Annotated in this window: 13 protein-coding genes; 1 reads left to right on the plus strand and 12 read right to left on the minus strand. The window is 61.0% G+C overall.

Going from position 1 to position 16,299, the window contains the following annotated elements:
• Positions 1-81: 81 nt before the first annotated feature.
• The 3 genes from argJ to AACY25_RS05185 all read right to left on the minus strand — a co-directional run bounded on the left by argJ (position 82) and on the right by AACY25_RS05185 (position 5,212).
• Positions 82-1,299, minus strand: coding sequence for a bifunctional glutamate N-acetyltransferase/amino-acid acetyltransferase ArgJ (gene argJ / locus AACY25_RS05175; protein WP_339522938.1), 1,218 nt, complete (start codon positions 1,297-1,299; stop codon positions 82-84).
• Between the two features lie 136 nt (positions 1,300-1,435).
• A complete protein-coding gene (secA, locus tag AACY25_RS05180; protein ID WP_339522940.1) occupies positions 1,436-4,168 on the minus strand; it encodes a preprotein translocase subunit SecA in 2,733 nt (910 codons plus the stop codon).
• 117 nt (positions 4,169-4,285) lie between these two features.
• Positions 4,286-5,212 carry a M23 family metallopeptidase gene (locus AACY25_RS05185; RefSeq protein WP_339522942.1) on the minus strand — a complete coding sequence of 309 codons (927 nt, stop codon included), beginning with the start codon at positions 5,210-5,212 and terminating at the stop codon, positions 4,286-4,288.
• Between the two features lie 81 nt (positions 5,213-5,293).
• Between AACY25_RS05185 and AACY25_RS05190 the strand changes: the two genes are divergently transcribed.
• Positions 5,294-5,749 carry a DUF721 domain-containing protein gene (locus AACY25_RS05190; RefSeq protein ID WP_170048421.1) on the plus strand — a complete coding sequence of 152 codons (456 nt, stop codon included), beginning with the start codon at positions 5,294-5,296 and terminating at the stop codon, positions 5,747-5,749.
• Positions 5,750-5,828: 79 nt separating this feature from the next.
• On the opposite strand, the gene lpxC is transcribed toward AACY25_RS05190, so the two are convergent.
• The 9 genes from lpxC to murD all read right to left on the minus strand — a co-directional run bounded on the left by lpxC (position 5,829) and on the right by murD (position 16,287).
• The gene (lpxC, locus tag AACY25_RS05195; RefSeq protein WP_090249100.1) at positions 5,829-6,740 is read right to left on the minus strand and encodes a UDP-3-O-acyl-N-acetylglucosamine deacetylase; all 912 of its coding nucleotides are present in this window, start codon (positions 6,738-6,740) and stop codon (positions 5,829-5,831) included.
• Positions 6,741-6,852: 112 nt separating this feature from the next.
• Complete coding sequence (gene ftsZ, locus AACY25_RS05200) at positions 6,853-8,049, minus strand: cell division protein FtsZ (protein WP_170048422.1); 1,197 nt, start codon at positions 8,047-8,049, stop codon at positions 6,853-6,855.
• 43 nt (positions 8,050-8,092) lie between these two features.
• Positions 8,093-9,340, minus strand: a complete 1,248-nt coding sequence (gene ftsA, locus AACY25_RS05205; protein ID WP_339522945.1) for a cell division protein FtsA — start codon at positions 9,338-9,340, stop codon at positions 8,093-8,095.
• 20 nt (positions 9,341-9,360) lie between these two features.
• On the minus strand, positions 9,361-10,236 hold the full coding sequence (locus AACY25_RS05210; RefSeq protein ID WP_339522946.1) for a cell division protein FtsQ/DivIB: 876 nt from the start codon (positions 10,234-10,236) through the stop codon (positions 9,361-9,363).
• Positions 10,237-10,239: 3 nt separating this feature from the next.
• Positions 10,240-11,190 carry a D-alanine--D-alanine ligase gene (locus AACY25_RS05215; RefSeq protein ID WP_339522947.1) on the minus strand — a complete coding sequence of 317 codons (951 nt, stop codon included), beginning with the start codon at positions 11,188-11,190 and terminating at the stop codon, positions 10,240-10,242.
• Entirely contained in the window at positions 11,187-12,620 is a 1,434-nt protein-coding gene (gene murC / locus AACY25_RS05220; protein ID WP_339523837.1) for a UDP-N-acetylmuramate--L-alanine ligase, read from the minus strand. The genes AACY25_RS05215 and murC overlap by 4 nt, the downstream gene beginning before the upstream one ends.
• 34 nt (positions 12,621-12,654) lie before the next feature.
• Positions 12,655-13,725 (minus strand): undecaprenyldiphospho-muramoylpentapeptide beta-N-acetylglucosaminyltransferase, encoded by a 1,071-nt coding sequence (gene murG, locus AACY25_RS05225; protein WP_339522949.1) that lies wholly within the window; start codon positions 13,723-13,725, stop codon positions 12,655-12,657.
• A complete protein-coding gene (ftsW, locus tag AACY25_RS05230; protein WP_339523838.1) occupies positions 13,715-14,941 on the minus strand; it encodes a putative lipid II flippase FtsW in 1,227 nt (408 codons plus the stop codon). The genes murG and ftsW overlap by 11 nt, the downstream gene beginning before the upstream one ends.
• On the minus strand, positions 14,941-16,287 hold the full coding sequence (gene murD, locus AACY25_RS05235; protein ID WP_339522950.1) for a UDP-N-acetylmuramoyl-L-alanine--D-glutamate ligase: 1,347 nt from the start codon (positions 16,285-16,287) through the stop codon (positions 14,941-14,943). Before murD ends, ftsW begins: the two co-directional genes overlap by 1 nt.
• Positions 16,288-16,299 lie beyond the last annotated feature (12 nt).

Consider the following 16,299-nt stretch of genomic DNA (forward strand, 5'->3'; position numbering starts at 1 on the left):
TCCCGCAATAGCAAATTCCCGTTGTTTATGGGGGCATAAACAACGGGAATGCGGGTCGTCAAACAGCTGGTGCGTGGCGGATCAGGTGCGGTACTCGGCGTTGATCTTCACGTACTCGTGGGACAGGTCTGTGGTCCAGATGGTCTCGCTACAGCCACCGCGGCCCAGTTCGATGCGGATGGTGATCTCTTCCTTGGCCATCACGGCAGCGCCCTGCTCTTCGGTGTAGCTGGCAGCGCGGCAACCACGGCTGGCGATGCATACGTCGCCGAGGAACACGTCGATCAGGCTGACATCCAGTTGCGCCACGCCCGCACGGCCCACGGCGGCGAGAATGCGCCCCCAGTTGGGATCAGAGGCAAACAGCGCGGTCTTGATCAATGGCGAATGGGCCACAGCGTAACCGACGTCCAGGCATTCCTGATGGGTTGCACCGCCGTTGACCTGCACAGTGACGAACTTGGTCGCGCCTTCGCCGTCGCGCACGATGGCCTGGGCCACCTCCATGCACACGCCGAACACCGCTTCCTTGAGTTTGGCGAACAGGTCGCCGCTGGCCTGGGTGATTTCCGGCAAGGCTGCCTTGCCGGTGGCGATCAGCATGCAGCAATCGTTGGTCGAGGTATCGCCGTCGATGGTGATGCGGTTGAACGACTTGTTCGCCGCATCGCGCAGCAGATCCTGCAGCACGGACTGGGCAACCTTGGCGTCGGTGGCGATATAACCCAGCATGGTCGCCATATTCGGCTTGATCATCCCGGCGCCCTTGCTGATACCGGTCACAGTGACGGTGACGCCATCGTGAACAAACTGGCGGCTGGCGCCCTTGGGCAGGGTGTCGGTGGTCATGATGCCGGTGGCGGCTTCGGCCCAGTGGTTCTCGGACAGATCGTCGAGAGCCGCCTGCAGTGCGCCCTCGATCTTCTCGACCGGCAGCGGCTCACCAATTACCCCAGTGGAGAACGGCAGCACGGCGCCTTCATCCACGCCAGTCAGCTGCGCCAGGGCAGCGCAGGTGCGCATGGCATTCTGCAGGCCCGGCTCGCCGGTACCGGCGTTGGCGTTACCGGTGTTGGTCAGCAGGTAGCGCACACCGCCGAGCACACGCTTCTTGGCCAGGATGACCGGCGCGGCACAGAACGCATTGAGGGTAAACACTCCCGCTACGCTGGAGCCTTCGGCACATCGCATCACTACCACATCCTTGCGCCCTGGGCGTTTGATGCCCGCCGAAGCGATGCCCAGTTCGAAACCTGGAACCGGGTGCAGGGTAGACAACGGGCCAAGACCAACAGCCATAGAGACGCTCCTTAAGGTGGTAGGACTTATTGCGATGGTAAAACGCCGCGAGCGGTCAGACCGTTCGCGGCGTTAATCAAGCTGGGTCAAGCATAGCCAACTTCACTGTCGGCTCAACCCTCGGTACACGGCAGGCTCAGTTGACCTGACCGTGGCAATGCTTGTACTTCTTGCCGGAACCACAAGGGCACGGTTCATTACGGCCAATCTTCGGTTCGGTACGCACCGGCGCTACGGCAACCGCCTGGTCACCCTCTTCATCACTGGCCTGCGACTGCAATGCCGACGCCTCGGCGTGCTGGAACTGCATGCGCTCGGCTAAGGCATCGGCCTCGCGGCGCAGACGGGCTTCTTCTTCGGCTGGGTCTTCGCGGCGCACCTGTACATGCGAGAGCACGCGGATGGTGTCGCGCTTGATCGAATCCAGCAGCTCCTGGAACAGGGTGAAGGACTCGCGCTTGTACTCTTGCTTCGGGTTCTTCTGCGCGTAGCCGCGCAGGTGAATGCCGTGACGCAGGTGATCCATAGTCGACAGGTGGTCCTTCCACAGGTCGTCGAGCACACGCAGGAGAATCTGCTTCTCGAAGGTACGTAGCGCTTCGGCGCTGGCTTCGTTCTCTTTCTCGTTGTAGGCGTTGACCAGCTCTTCGAGAATGCGCGAGCGCAGGGTTTCTTCATACAGTTTGTGGTCGTCGTCGAGCCACTGCTGGATCGGCAGACGCAGGTTGAAGCTGCTGTACAGCGCCTCTTCCAGGCCGGCGATATCCCACTGCTCGGGTAGCGACTGCGGCGCGATATGTTCGTTGATGGTGTTATCCAGCACTTCCTGACGGAACTCGGCGATGGTCTCGCCGATGTTGTCGGCAGCCAGCAGCGTGTTGCGCATGTGATAGATCACTTTGCGCTGCTCGTTGGCCACGTCGTCGAATTCCAGCAGTTGCTTACGCATGTCGAAGTTGCGCCCTTCAACCTTACGTTGGGCCTTCTCGATGGCGTTGCTGACCATGCGGTGCTCGATGGCTTCACCGGACTGCATGCCCAGGGCCTTCATAAAGTTCTTCACCCGATCCGAGGCGAAGATGCGCATCAAGCTGTCTTCCAGCGACAGGTAGAAACGGCTGGAACCCGGGTCACCCTGACGGCCGGAACGACCGCGCAGCTGGTTGTCGATACGCCGCGATTCATGGCGCTCGGAGGCGATCACATGCAGACCGCCCGACTCGATCACCTGCTGGTGGCGCTTCTGCCAATCGGCTTTGATCTGCGCGATCTGCTCAGGTGTGGCGTTCTCCAGGTTGGCAACTTCAACTTCCCAGTTGCCGCCCAGCAGGATGTCAGTACCGCGACCCGCCATGTTGGTGGCAATGGTCAGCGCGCCCGGACGACCGGCCTGGGCAATGATTTCCGCTTCCTTCTCGTGGAACTTGGCGTTGAGCACCTTGTGCTCGATACCTTCCTCATTGAGCAGCTTGGACATGTGCTCAGAGGTTTCGATGGTGGCCGTACCGACCAGCACCGGACGGCCCAGCGCCATGCTTTCCTTGATGTCGGTGACGATGGCGGCGTACTTCTCTTCCGCAGTCAGGTAGACCAGATCGTTGAAGTCCTTACGCGCCAGGGCACGGTTGGTCGGGATCACGATCACCGCCAAGCCGTAGATCTGGTGGAACTCGAACGCTTCGGTATCGGCCGTACCGGTCATGCCGGACAGTTTGTTGTAGAGGCGGAAGTAGTTCTGGAAGGTGGTCGAGGCCAGGGTCTGGCTTTCGGCCTGGATCGGCAGGCCTTCTTTGGCCTCGATCGCCTGGTGCAGGCCTTCGGACAGACGACGACCGGGCATGGTGCGGCCGGTGTGTTCGTCGATCAGCAGCACCTGGTTGTTCTGCACGATGTATTCAACGTTGCGGTTGAAAAGCTTGTGCGCACGCAGGCCCGAGTAAACGTGGGTCAGCAGACCCAAGTTGTGCGCCGAATACAGGCTCTCGCCCTCGGCCAGCAGGCCGACCTCGGTGAGCATTTCTTCCACGAACTGGTGGCCAGCTTCGTTCAGCTCGACCTGGCGGGCCTTCTCGTCGACCTTGTAGTGGCCTTCCTGGGTGACCACGCCCTCTTCTTCCTCAACATGCAGCTTGAGGCGCGGGATCAGCTTGTTGATCTCGGTGTACAGACGCGAACTGTCTTCGGCCTGGCCGGAGATGATTAGCGGGGTGCGCGCTTCGTCGATCAGAATGGAGTCAACTTCGTCGATTACGGCGAAATTCAGCTCACGCTGGAATTTGTCTTCCAGGCTGAAGGCCATGTTGTCGCGCAGGTAATCGAAACCGAATTCGTTGTTGGTACCGTAGGTGATATCGGCGGCGTAGGCTTCGCGCTTCTCTTCCGGCGGCATAAAGGGGGTAACGATACCCACGCTCATGCCAAGGAATTCATACAGCGGACGCATCCAGTTGGCGTCGCGGCGGGCCAGGTAATCGTTGACCGTAACCACGTGTACGCCTTTGCCAGACAGTGCATTGAGGTACACCGCCAGAGTCGCCACCAGGGTCTTACCCTCACCAGTGCGCATCTCGGCGATCTTGCCTTCGTGCAGGGTCATACCACCAATCAACTGCACATCGAAGTGGCGCATGCCCATCACACGCTTGCCGGCTTCACGGGCTACCGCAAAGGCTTCGGCCAGTAGCTGATCGAGGGTCTCACCTTTGGCCAGACGGGCTTTGAACTCCTCCGTCTTGGCACGCAGTTGCTCATCGGAAAGGGCAAGCATCTGCTCCTCGAAGGCATTGACGGCTTGTACCGCCTTGAGCATGCGTTTGACTTCACGCTCGTTCTTGCTTCCAAAGAGTTTTTTCAACAAAGGCGCAAACATATCGACAGGATCTTCCAGGCGTATGGATTGAGGGCGGCTGAACAGCGACCCATGCAGCCTTTAGGGCTGCGTGCGAAGGGGGCATTCTACCCGGAAACGCAAACGAGGAAAGCGGCGTTATTCGACGTCGTTGACCCGGGCTATGTAGCTGGCTGGATTGACCACCTGGCCATTCTTGGTGACTTCAAAGTGCACGTGGTAACCACTGGCGCGACCACTACGACCGACCTTGGCAATGGTCTGCCCGCGCTGCACCAGATCACCGATCTGCACCAGATTGCTCTGATTATGCGCATAAAGCGTGGTATAGCCATCCGCATGACTGATGCCTACGGTATGCCCATAACCCGACTTGACCCCGGAGAAGCTCACCACGCCAGCCGCGACGGCAACCACATCACTGCCCGGCTTGGCGGCAAAATCGACACCTTTATGTTGGGTATTGCGCCCGGTCAACGGGTGCACGCGGCGGCCGAATGGCGAGGACATGTAGCCATGGCGCACCGGCATGCCGGACAGGTATTCAGCCTCGCTCAACTGACGCTCACCGATCAGTTGCTCCAGCACCTCAAGCAGTTGCTCGCGACTATCCAGACGTAGGCTCAGGCGATCAAGCTCATCCATAAACGGCGGCGGCGCATACGCGGCATCACCCAGCGCATCTTCAGCACCGCCCTGACCGACATTAAGAGAGAAATCAAACTCACTGGCATCCAAATCTGCCAGCTCGGTCAGGCGTGCACCCAGCGCATCCAGGCGGGTCAGGCGCGCCTGCAATTCGGCCACATGCACGGCAAAAGCATCCAGCTGACGCTGTGCATTACGGCGCACCTCACCGACCTCGGCGCGCTGCTGATCCATAGCCAAGTTGAGCTGGGTGTCGTCATGCACCTCAACTGTCGCCGGCGCCCACCAGGCGCCAACGGCCACACCACCGGCCAACGACGCGCCGAGCGCCAGCAGTAACGCCAACATTAACCAGCGGAGATCCAGGCTGAGCGAGCGTGCGGCACCGTGATGCCGACTAAGTAGAATGATGTGCAAGGCGTTCCCCTAGTGGTGAACCGCCAGTCGGCAGCAGCGATTCTGCTACCATGGCGGCTTCACTTTTTCAGGCGTCCTGCCATGACTTTTCGTCCTTTGCCAGCCCGGGCTCCCGCCGCACTGTTGCGCGAAGCGAAACCCCTGAAGGCACTGTTCAATCAAGCGCAGCGCATTGATCGCCTACAGCACCTGCTGGAAAGCCAGCTGCAGCCCGCCGCTCGCGAACACTGCCATGTAGCGTCGTGGCGCGAGGGCTGCCTGCTGCTGATAATTACCGATGGCCACTGGGCCACGCGCCTGCGCTATCAACAAAAACGCTTGTTGAAACAGCTGCAGGCACTCGAAGAATTCGCGACCTTAACGAAGATCCTGTTCAAGGTGCAACCTCCGACTGCTGAAAGGCATGCACCAAGTCGCACAATTTGCCTATCCAGCAGCGCTGCGGAAAACATTCAGGCCACCGCCGACGGCATCAGCGATCCCAAACTGCGCGCCGCGCTGGAGCGCCTGGCCAAGCACGGCAAACCCAGCGAATAAATACATCACCCAATTACTCGCAGATAAAAAGAGGCCACCCGAAGGTGGCCTCGAAAAGCAAAGTAAGGAGGGTATTGCGTTACACGGCCGCAACCGGGCGCATGTATGAGATTGGCGCAGTGTTGGGATCATCAAAGGTGACGACTTCCCATGCATCAGGCTGCTCGATCAGGGTGCGCAGCAGGCGATTGTTCAGCGCATGCCCCGATTTGAAACCCTTGAACTCGCCAATCAGGCTGTTACCCAGCAGGTAGAGATCACCGATCGCATCGAGAATCTTGTGTTTGACGAACTCGTCCTCGTAACGCAGGCCGTCTTCGTTCAACACGCGGAACTCATCTACCACGATGGCGTTATCTACGCTGCCGCCGAGCGCCAGGTTCTGTGAACGCAGGAACTCGATATCACGCATAAAACCGAAGGTGCGAGCGCGACTGACTTCTTTCACAAACGAGGTGCTGGAGAAGTCCACGCTGGCCGACTGGGTGCGATTGCGGAACACCGGATGATCGAAATCGATCTCGAAGGTCACCTTGAACCCTTCGAAAGGCACGAAGGTGGCGCGCTTGTCGCCCTCTTCAACTGTCACTTCACGAAGGATGCGGATGAACTGCTTATGGGCGTCCTGCTCTTGCAAACCAGCAGATTGAATCAGGAATACAAAGGGACCCGCACTGCCATCCATGATCGGTACTTCGGACGCGGAGAGCTCGACGTAGGCGTTATCGATGCCCAGGCCAGCCATGGCCGAAAGCAGGTGCTCTACCGTATCCACCTTGACATCACCATTGACCAATGTGGTCGACATGGTGGTTTCACCGACATTGCCTGCACGCGCGGGAATTTCCACGACAGGGTCCAAGTCGGTACGACGGAACACAATACCGGTGTCCACGGGAGCCGGCTTCAGGGTCAGGTATACCTTTTCCCCGGAATGCAGGCCGACGCCAGTGGCGCGGATAATGTTCTTCAGGGTGCGTTGTCTGATCATGGCTTTGGCCGCTATAGCGCTAGTTGCGAATTGTTTTCAACAATGGCCGGCGATAATAGCAGAACCGGCCTTTGCTGAACACCAATCGCCCCAATGCTCCTGATACATTTCATCAATCGGCCTGACGACGCAAGAAGGCTGGAATATCCAGATAATCCAAGTCGTCCTGCGGGTTCAGCTTAGCGGCAGTAGCAGCGCCGCCGTGGCTTTGACGCTGGACGGTTGGGCGCTCGTAGTCCTTATAGTTAACACTCTGCTCGGCACGGGCCGGGGCTGGCGCACTGTTCGAGCCACTTACAGTGTTAGTAGAAACCTGCACGGTGTTGTCGATAACCTTAACCGGCTTCTCGATACGCGCACCCAGACCAGTGGCAACTACAGTCACGTGCAGCTCGTCGCGCATGTCCGGATCGATCACGGTGCCAACCTTAACGGTGGCGTGTTCGGAGGCGAACTGCTCGATGATGTTACCCACGTCAGAGTACTCACCCAGGGACAGGTCAGGACCGGCAGTGATGTTCACCAGGATGCCGCGCGCGCCTTGCAGGTTGACGTCTTCCAGCAGAGGATTACGGATTGCCGCTTCGGTGGCTTCACGTGCGCGGTTAGGACCGCTGGCGCAGCCAGTGCCCATCATCGCCATGCCCATTTCGCTCATCACGGTTTTCACGTCGGCGAAGTCGACGTTGATCATGCCCGGACGCTTGATGATGTCGGAGATACCGCGCACGGCACCGGCCAGTACATCGTCAGCCTTGGCGAAAGCCGACAAGAGACTGGCGTCCTTTCCGAGGATGGTCAGCAATTTTTCGTTCGGAATGGTGATCAGCGAGTCAACGCTTTCCGACAGCGCGCGGATACCTTCTTCGGCGATCAGCATGCGCTTCTTGCCTTCGAACGGGAACGGACGGGTCACCACCGCAACGGTGAGGATGCCCATTTCCTTGGCCACTTGAGCGATAACAGGCGCAGCACCAGTACCGGTACCGCCGCCCATGCCGGTGGTGATAAAGACCATATCAGTGCCTTGCAGCACTTCAGCGATACGCTCGCGGTCTTCCATGGCCGCCTGACGGCCGACTTCCGGATTGGCGCCTGCACCAAGGCCCTTGGTCACCGCAGTGCCCAGTTGCAGCACGGTACGTGCGCCGATGTTTTTCAGTGCCTGAGCATCTGTGTTGGCGCAGATGAATTCGACGCCTTCAATGTTGTTTTTCGCCATGTGGTTGACCGCATTACCGCCGCCGCCGCCCACGCCAATGACCTTGATGACTGCACTTGCTGGTGCGCTGTCTACGAGTTCAAACATTTTCCCTCTCCTTTACTTTCTAGTTGTAACGCCTACTGCAAAATCAGAAATTGCCCTGGACCCAGCGCTTCAGCCGTTCCAGCACAGGTTGTTTGGGTTCATCGTTGTAGCTGCCAAGCGCGGACATTGAGATGCCGTCGGCCTGCTTCTGCAGTCCGTACAGCAACAGGCCCACGCCTGTGGAATAAATCGGGTTACGCACCACATCAGCCAGGCCCTTGACGCCCTGGGGCATACCCAGGCGCACCGGCATATGGAAAATCTCTTCGGCCAGCTCCACCGCGCCTTCCATCTTCGCCGTACCGCCGGTGAGGACGATGCCCGCCGGGATCAGGTCTTCGTAGCCGCTGCGACGCAGCTCGGCCTGGATCAGAGTGAACAGCTCGTCGTAACGCGGCTCGACCACTTCGGCCAGGGACTGACGCGACAGGTCGCGCGGCGGACGATCGCCAACACTCGGAACCTTGATGGTCTCGCCGGCACCGGCCAGCTTGGCCAGCGCGCAGGCGTAGCGGATCTTGATTTCTTCGGCGTACTGGGTCGGCGTACGCAGGGCCATGGCGATGTCGTTGGTCACTTGATCGCCAGCAATCGGGATCACCGCGGTGTGACGAATCGCGCCCTCGGTGAAGATGCAAATGTCGGTGGTGCCACCACCAATGTCGACCAGGCACACGCCCAGCTCTTTCTCGTCGTCGGTCAGCACCGCATAGGCCGAGGCCAACTGCTCGAGGATGATGTCGTCGACTTCCAGACCGCAGCGGCGCACACACTTCTCGATGTTCTGCGCGGCATTTACCGCGCAGGTGACGACGTGCACTTTGGCTTCCAAACGCACGCCGGACATGCCCAGCGGCTCACGCACGCCTTCCTGGTTATCGATCACATAGTCCTGAGGCAGGGTGTGCAGCACGCGCTGATCCGCCGGAATGGCCACGGCCTGGGCGGCGTCGAGTACACGCTCCAGGTCCGCAGGGCTCACTTCGCGATCACGAATAGCGACGATACCGTGGCTGTTGAGGCTGCGGATATGGTTGCCGGCCACGCCGACGAAGGCCGAGTGAATACGGCAGCCGGCCATCAACTGGGCTTCTTCGACCGCGCGCTGAATCGACTGCACGGTGGATTCGATATTCACCACCACGCCTTTTTTCAGGCCACGCGACGGATGAGTGCCAATGCCGACGATTTCCAGCTGGCCGTCCGCGTTCACCTCACCGACCAGCGCCACCACCTTGGAGGTACCTATGTCGAGGCCGACGATCATCTTGCCGCTCTGCACATTTGCCATGGCTCTTGCCTTCTCCTGATTCACTGCACGACAGCGGTTGGTGCCGCCGTGGGCGCTACCGGCTCGCGCCATGCCACGGCCAGGCCGTTGGCATAACGCAGATCGATCCGCGCAATATTCGTTTGCTGCTCTTTCAGGGCCTTGTCATAAATGGCCGTGAAGCGCCGCATTTTTTCCACCAGATGGTCACGCCCCAGCAGCAGTTCGATGCCCTGCCCGGTGGAGAGGAACCAGCTGCCGCGCTCACGCAACTCCAGGCGCGCCACGGAAAAACCCATCGGCCGCAGCATCTGGCTGAGTACCTGGTATTGCTGCATCACCTGCTGCTGAGCACGCTTGGGGCCATACAACTGCGGCAGATGCGGGTAATCACCCAACTGCTGTGGCGCGAACGCCTCGCCCTGGTTGTTCAACAGCGCCTCATCGCCCCAGCGGGCAATCGGCAATTGTTCTTCTAAACGCACCACCAATTGATCCGGCCATACACGGCGCACCTGGGCGCTGGCGATCCACGGCATCAATTCCAGCTCACGGCGCAGGCTGAGCAGGTCAACACTGAAAAAGCTCGCACTGGCATAAGGTGCTATGCGCTCTTGCACGGCCTGCTGATTGATGTAGCTGAGATCGCCCTCGACGCTGATACGCGCAATCGGCTGGTCGGCATAGGGCAATGCACGCAGCGACAATTCATAGGTGCCGTAACCCAGGGCGAGCAGCAACAGCGGCCAGCTCAGGCGCTTCAGCCAGCTACCCATGCCGGTGAAACGGGCTTTCGGCAGGCTCATCCGCAGGCTAATAGGCTCCTTCGCCACCAAACGGCTGGCGCCGCGCTGCGCAGGCTTACCGCGCAGGGGCGCGCGGTTCGAGCCTGGCTGGTGACGCAAGGTGACCGTCATGACTTAACCCCGCGCCTCAAGGCTGTCGGCAAGAATCGCCAACACCAGTTGTTGAAAATCCAGACCGGCTGCACGGGCCGCCATCGGCACCAGGCTGTGGTCGGTCATGCCCGGCACGGTGTTGACTTCCAGCAGCCAGAACTTGCCATCGGCGTCCTGCATCACATCGGCCCGGGCCCAGCCCTGGGTGCCGACTGCTTCGCAGGCGCGGGCGGTAAGGTCCATCAGTTCGGCTTCTTTCTCCGCCGAGAGACCGCACGGGATGCGGTACTGGGTGTCATTGGCCAGGTACTTGGCGTCGTAGTCGTAGAAGCTGTGCGGCGTGCCCAACGCAATCGGCGGCAGCACCTGACCGCGCAACATGGCGATGGTGAATTCCGGGCCGGCGATCATCTGCTCGACCAGCACCTGCGAGTCATAACGGCTGGCGTCCTTCCAGGCAGCAATCAGCGCATCGACATCATTGACCTTGGCCATGCCAATGCTCGAGCCCTCATGGGCCGGCTTAACGAACAATGGGAAGCCCAGCTCGGCAGCTGCCGTATGGCAATCGGCTTCGCTGACCAGTGCGGCGTGAGCGGGTGTCGGCAGGCCGAGGCTCAGCCACACGCGCTTGGTGCGCAGTTTGTCCATGGCCAAGGCCGAAGCCAGGATGCCGCTACCGGTGTAAGGAATGCCAGCACACTCGAGCAGGCCCTGCATCGAGCCGTCTTCGCCACCACGGCCGTGCAGCACGATAAAGGCGCGGTCGATTTTCTCGGCGGTCAGACGCTGCAGCAGGTCATCGCCAGCATCGATACCAAAGGCATTCACACCAGCAGCCAGCAGCGCCTGTAGCACGGCATTGCCGGACTTCAGCGAGACTTCACGCTCGGCGCTCTTGCCGCCGAACAGCACGGCCACGCGCCCAAAGGCGCTGACCGGAAATTGTGATTGCAGGCTGGCAGCACTCATTTCGCCTCCCCTTTCAGTTCGCCGTCCGGCTCATTGCCAGCCGTTGCGAACAGCGGGCTTTGCAACAGTTGCGGAGCCAGGCCGCCGATGTCGCCGGCACCTTGGCAAAGAAGAATGTCACCAGCGCGCAGCAGCGGCTTAACCATCGGCGCCAGATCCACGCCGCGCTCGATATAGATCGGATCGAGCTGGCCACGCTGACGGATGCTGTGGCACAGGTTGCGGCTGTCAGCCCCAGGGATCGGCGCTTCGCCGGCCGGGTAGACCTCCATCAGCAACAGCACCTGGGCATCGCCGAGCACCTGCACGAAATCGTCATACAGGTCGCGGGTGCGGCTGAAACGGTGCGGCTGGTAAACCATCACCAGGCGGCGCTCCGGCCAACCACCGCGCACGGCCTTGATCACCGCAGCGACTTCGCGCGGGTGGTGGCCGTAATCATCGACCAACATCACGCTGCCGCCGTCCACCGGCAGTTCGCCATACACCTGGAAGCGTCGACCCACACCCTGGAACTGCGACAAACCCTGGACGATGGCTTCATCACTAATGCCTTCGTCGCTGGCAATGGCGATGGTGGCCAAAGCGTTTAAGACGTTGTGGTTGCCCGGCATGTTCACCGACACATCCAGCGGCTCACGGTCACGGCGCAGCACGGTAAAGAAGGTCTGCATACCCTGCTGTCGCACGTTGATCGCACGGACGTCAGCACCTTCGTCAAAGCCGTAAGTCACGGTTGGACGGGCCACCTGCGGGAGAATCTCACGCACTATCGGGTCATCCACGCACATCACCGCCAGACCGTAGAACGGCAGGTTATGCAGGAACTCAATGAAGGTTTTCTTCAACTTGTTGAAGTCACCGCCATAGGTGCTCATGTGGTCCATGTCGATATTGGTGACCACCGAGACCATCGGCTGCAGATGCAGGAAGCTGGCGTCACTCTCATCGGCTTCGGCGATCAGGTAACGGCTGCTGCCCAGCTGCGCGTTGGTGCCGGCTGCATTCAGCCGGCCACCGATGACGAACGTCGGGTCCAGGCCGCCAGCGGCGAACACCGAGGCCAGCAGGCTGGTGGTGGTGGTCTTGCCATGGGTACCGGCGACAGCGATGCCGTGGCGGTAGCGCATCAGCTCGGCGAGCATCTCGGCGCGCGGCACCACGGGGATGCGACGCTCCAGGGCGGTGGCGACTTCCGGGTTACTGGTGTTTACCGCACTGGACACGACCAATACATCGGCCTGTTCAGCGTTCTCGGCGCGGTGGCCAATAAAGATCTGCGCACCGAAGGTTTCCAGACGCTCGGTCACGGCCGAGGCCTTGAGGTCGGAACCGGAGACTTCATAACCCAGATTGAGCAGCACTTCGGCGATACCGCACATGCCGGCACCACCGATGCCGACAAAGTGGATACGGCGAATGCGGCGCATACGGCGGATTTCCGAACGTGCAGCGGCGGGAGACTTAGCCACGGGCCACCTCCAGGCAGATATCGACAACGGTGCAGGTTGCATCGGGCTTGGCCAGACGACGAGCCGTCTGCGCCATTTGAGTGAGTTGTTCGGGGTGCATCAAAACCTCGGTCAGCTGCGCGGCCAGCTTGGCGGCGTCAGTGGAACGTTGTGGCAGCAGTACGGCAGCGCCGGCACTGGCCAGATAATCGGCATTACGGGTCTGGTGATCATCGATCGCATGCGGCAGCGGCAGCAGGAAGGCCGGCAGGCCAGCGGCGGCCAGTTCGCTGACGGTCAAGGCGCCTGCGCGGCACACCACCAGATCGGCCCAGGCGTAAGCCCGCGCCATGTCCTTGATAAACGGCGCGACCTGCGCTTCGACGCCAACTGCGCGATAGCGTTCAGCGGCAATTGCATCATGTTGCTTGCCGGCCTGATGGAACACTTCAGGGCGCAGCTCGGCAGTCACCAGCGCCAAGGCTTCAGGTAGCAATTTATTCAGCGGTTCGGCGCCCAGGCTACCGCCCAGCACCAGCAAACGCGGCTGACGGCCGCGCAGCGAATCACGCGGGGTTTCCAGGAACAGCTCTTCACGCACCGGATTGCCAGTGGTGCGGCGCTTGTCGCTGTTGCCGAAGGTATTCGGGAAGGCTTCGCAGACGCGGCTGGCGAATGGCACCAGGCTGCGGTTGGCTGTACCGGCCACGGCGTTCTGCTCGTGGATGATCAGCGGCGCGCCACTCATGCGCGCGGCCAGGCCGCCGGGGCCAGTGACATAACCGCCCATACCCAGCACGCATACTGGCTGCAGCTCGCGCATCACCTTGCGTGCCTGGAACAGCGCCTTGATCAGCTGGAACGGTGCTTTCAGCAGCGACAGCTTGCCCTTGCCACGCAGACCAGTGACATCGATCAGGTGCAGCGGCAGGCCGGCAGCCGGCACCAATTCATTCTCGATACCACGCGGGGTACCCAACCAATGCACGCTGTAGCCACGCGCCTTGAACTCGCGGGCGCAGGCCAGCGCCGGGAATACGTGCCCGCCGGTGCCGCCGGCCATGATCAGCACATTACCGCGCATGCTGAACCTCCTCGGCGGACTGGCCTTCGAAGAAATCCGATTCCTTGAAGTCGACATCCTCGCTGCCCAGTTGGGTGCGACGCTCCCACTCGATGCGCAGCAACAGCGCCAGGCTGACGCAGCAGATCACCAGCGAGCTGCCACCGTAGCTGAGGAATGGCAGGGTCAGGCCCTTGGTCGGCAACAGGCCGACGTTCACACCGATATTGATCAGCACCTGACCGATCCACAGAAACGCCAGGCCGTAGGCCACATAAGCCGAGAAGAACTGCTTGGCCTTCTCTGCCCACAGGCCGATATACAGAGCGCGCACGCTGACGAAGACAAACAGGGCGACGGTAATCAGTGCGCCGACCATGCCCAGCTCTTCGGCCAGCACGGCAAACACGAAGTCGGTATGTGCTTCCGGCAGGTAGAACTGCTTCTGCACGCTGTTGCCCAGGCCGACGCCGAACCATTCGCCACGGCCGAAGGCGATCAGCGCCTGGCTCAGCTGGTAACCGGCGCCGTACTGATCAGCCCAGGGGTCGACGAAGTTGGTCAACCGCTCCAGACGATAGGCCTGGCTGGTCATCACCAGCACGCCAAGGCCGAGTACGCAGGCCGCCAGCGGAATAAAGCGCAGCAGGTTGACCCCACCGAGGAACAGCATGGCGATGGCCGCGCCAACCAGTACCACGGTGGCGCCGAAGTCCGGCTCGGCCAGCAGCAGCGCGGCAATCGGCCCTAGCACCAGCATCGGTTTGATAAAGCCGGTGAGCTTCTCGCGCACTTCTTCCTGGCGACGCACCAGGTAGGCGGCAATAAACATCACACTAAACAGCTTGGCCAGTTCGGACGGCTGCAGGTTGAAGATGCCCAGGCCGATCCAGCGTTTGGCCCCGTTGACCTCACGACCAATGCCCGGCAGCAGTACCAGAATCAGCAGCACCACCGCCGCCAGCAGCAGCATGCCGCTGTAACGCTGCCACAGCGCCATCGGCACCAGCAGGGTCACCAGCGCAGCGCCGAGGCCAATGGTCAGATAAATCAGGTGACGAATCATGTGATACAGCGGGTTACCCGACTGCACCGCAGCCACTTCCGAGGAAGCCGAGGCAATCATCACCAGGCCCAGGCCGAGCAGCGCCAGGCAACCGGCCAGCAGCGGGAAGTCCAGATCGATACCACGACGGGTATGCAGCGGCGAAGGCAAGGCAAGCAGGCGGGCAAGCATCATTGCAACCCCTCCACGGCCTGAGCAAACAGGCGCCCGCGCTCTTCAAAATTCTTGAACATGTCCAGGCTGGCGCAGGCCGGTGAGAGCAGCACGGCATCGCCAGCCTCAGCCAACTCGGCGGCGCGCTGAACGGCTTCTTCCAGGGTCTTGACCCGGATCAGCGGAGCGGCGTCGCCTAGGGCGTCAGCCATCAGCTCGGCATCCCGCCCCAGCAGCACCACGGCGCGGCAGAACTTGCCGACCGGTGCTTTCAGCGCCGAGAAATCCGCGCCCTTGCCGTCGCCACCGGCGATCAGCACCAGCTTGCCGGCGATATCCGCGCCCAGGCCTTCGATAGCGGCCAGGGCAGCGCCGACGTTGGTGGCTTTGGAATCGTCGTAGTAGCTCACGGCATTACGCTCGCCAACCCATTGGCAGCGATGCGGCAGGCCAGCAAACTGCTTGAGGGTTGCCAACATCGGCTCGAACGGCAGGCCCACGGCATGGCCAAGGGCCAAGGCCGCCAGGGCATTGGACTGGTTGTGTGCGCCGCGAATTTTCAGCTCACGCACCGGCAGCAGTGCAGCGAACTGATAAGCCAGAGACTTCTCGCCATTTTCTTCAAGCAGGCCGAAACGCTTGAAGTCCGGCTTGCCCAGGCCGAAATACCAGCACGGCAGTTGATCAGCCACCAGCGGACGCGACAGCGCGTCGTCGCGGTTAACCACCACCTGCCGCGCGCCACGGAAGATGCGGTGCTTGGCCAGGTGATAAGCCGGCAGATCGGCGTAGCGATCCATATGGTCTTCGCTGATGTTCAGGCAGGTCGCCACTTCAGCGTTGAGCTGGTCGGTGGTTTCCAGCTGGAAGCTCGACAGCTCCATGACGTACAGCTCGATCTCATCATTCAGCAGGTCCAGCGCCGGCGTACCGAGATTGCCACCGACGGCGACCTTCTTGCCGGCCGCTGCAGCCATTTCGCCAACCAGGGTGGTCACGGTGCTTTTCGCGTTGGAGCCGGTGATGGCAATGATCGGCGCCTTGGCATAACGGGCGAACAAATCGATATCACCGGACAACTTGACCCCACGTGCAGCAGCCGCCTGCAGCGCCGGGGTGGCGATGGCCAGCCCCGGGCTGACCAGCAGCTCACTGGCGCGGCAGAGGAACTCCACATCCAGTTCGCCACAACGCACTTCAACCTGCGGGAACTGCTCACGCAAGGTGGCGAGCTCCGGCGGGTTGGCACGGGTGTCGACCACGGCAAACGGCAGGCCCTGGCGCGCGAGGAAGCGAACCAGTGACATGCCGCTCTTGCCGAGGCCGACAACGATGCGGAAGTGGTCAGAAGCGATCAGGGTCATGCTGTTATAAGT

Source organism: Pseudomonas sp. EA_35y_Pfl2_R111 (genome assembly GCF_963970955.1).
In the GTDB taxonomy this organism is placed as follows: Bacteria; Pseudomonadota; Gammaproteobacteria; order Pseudomonadales; family Pseudomonadaceae; genus Aquipseudomonas.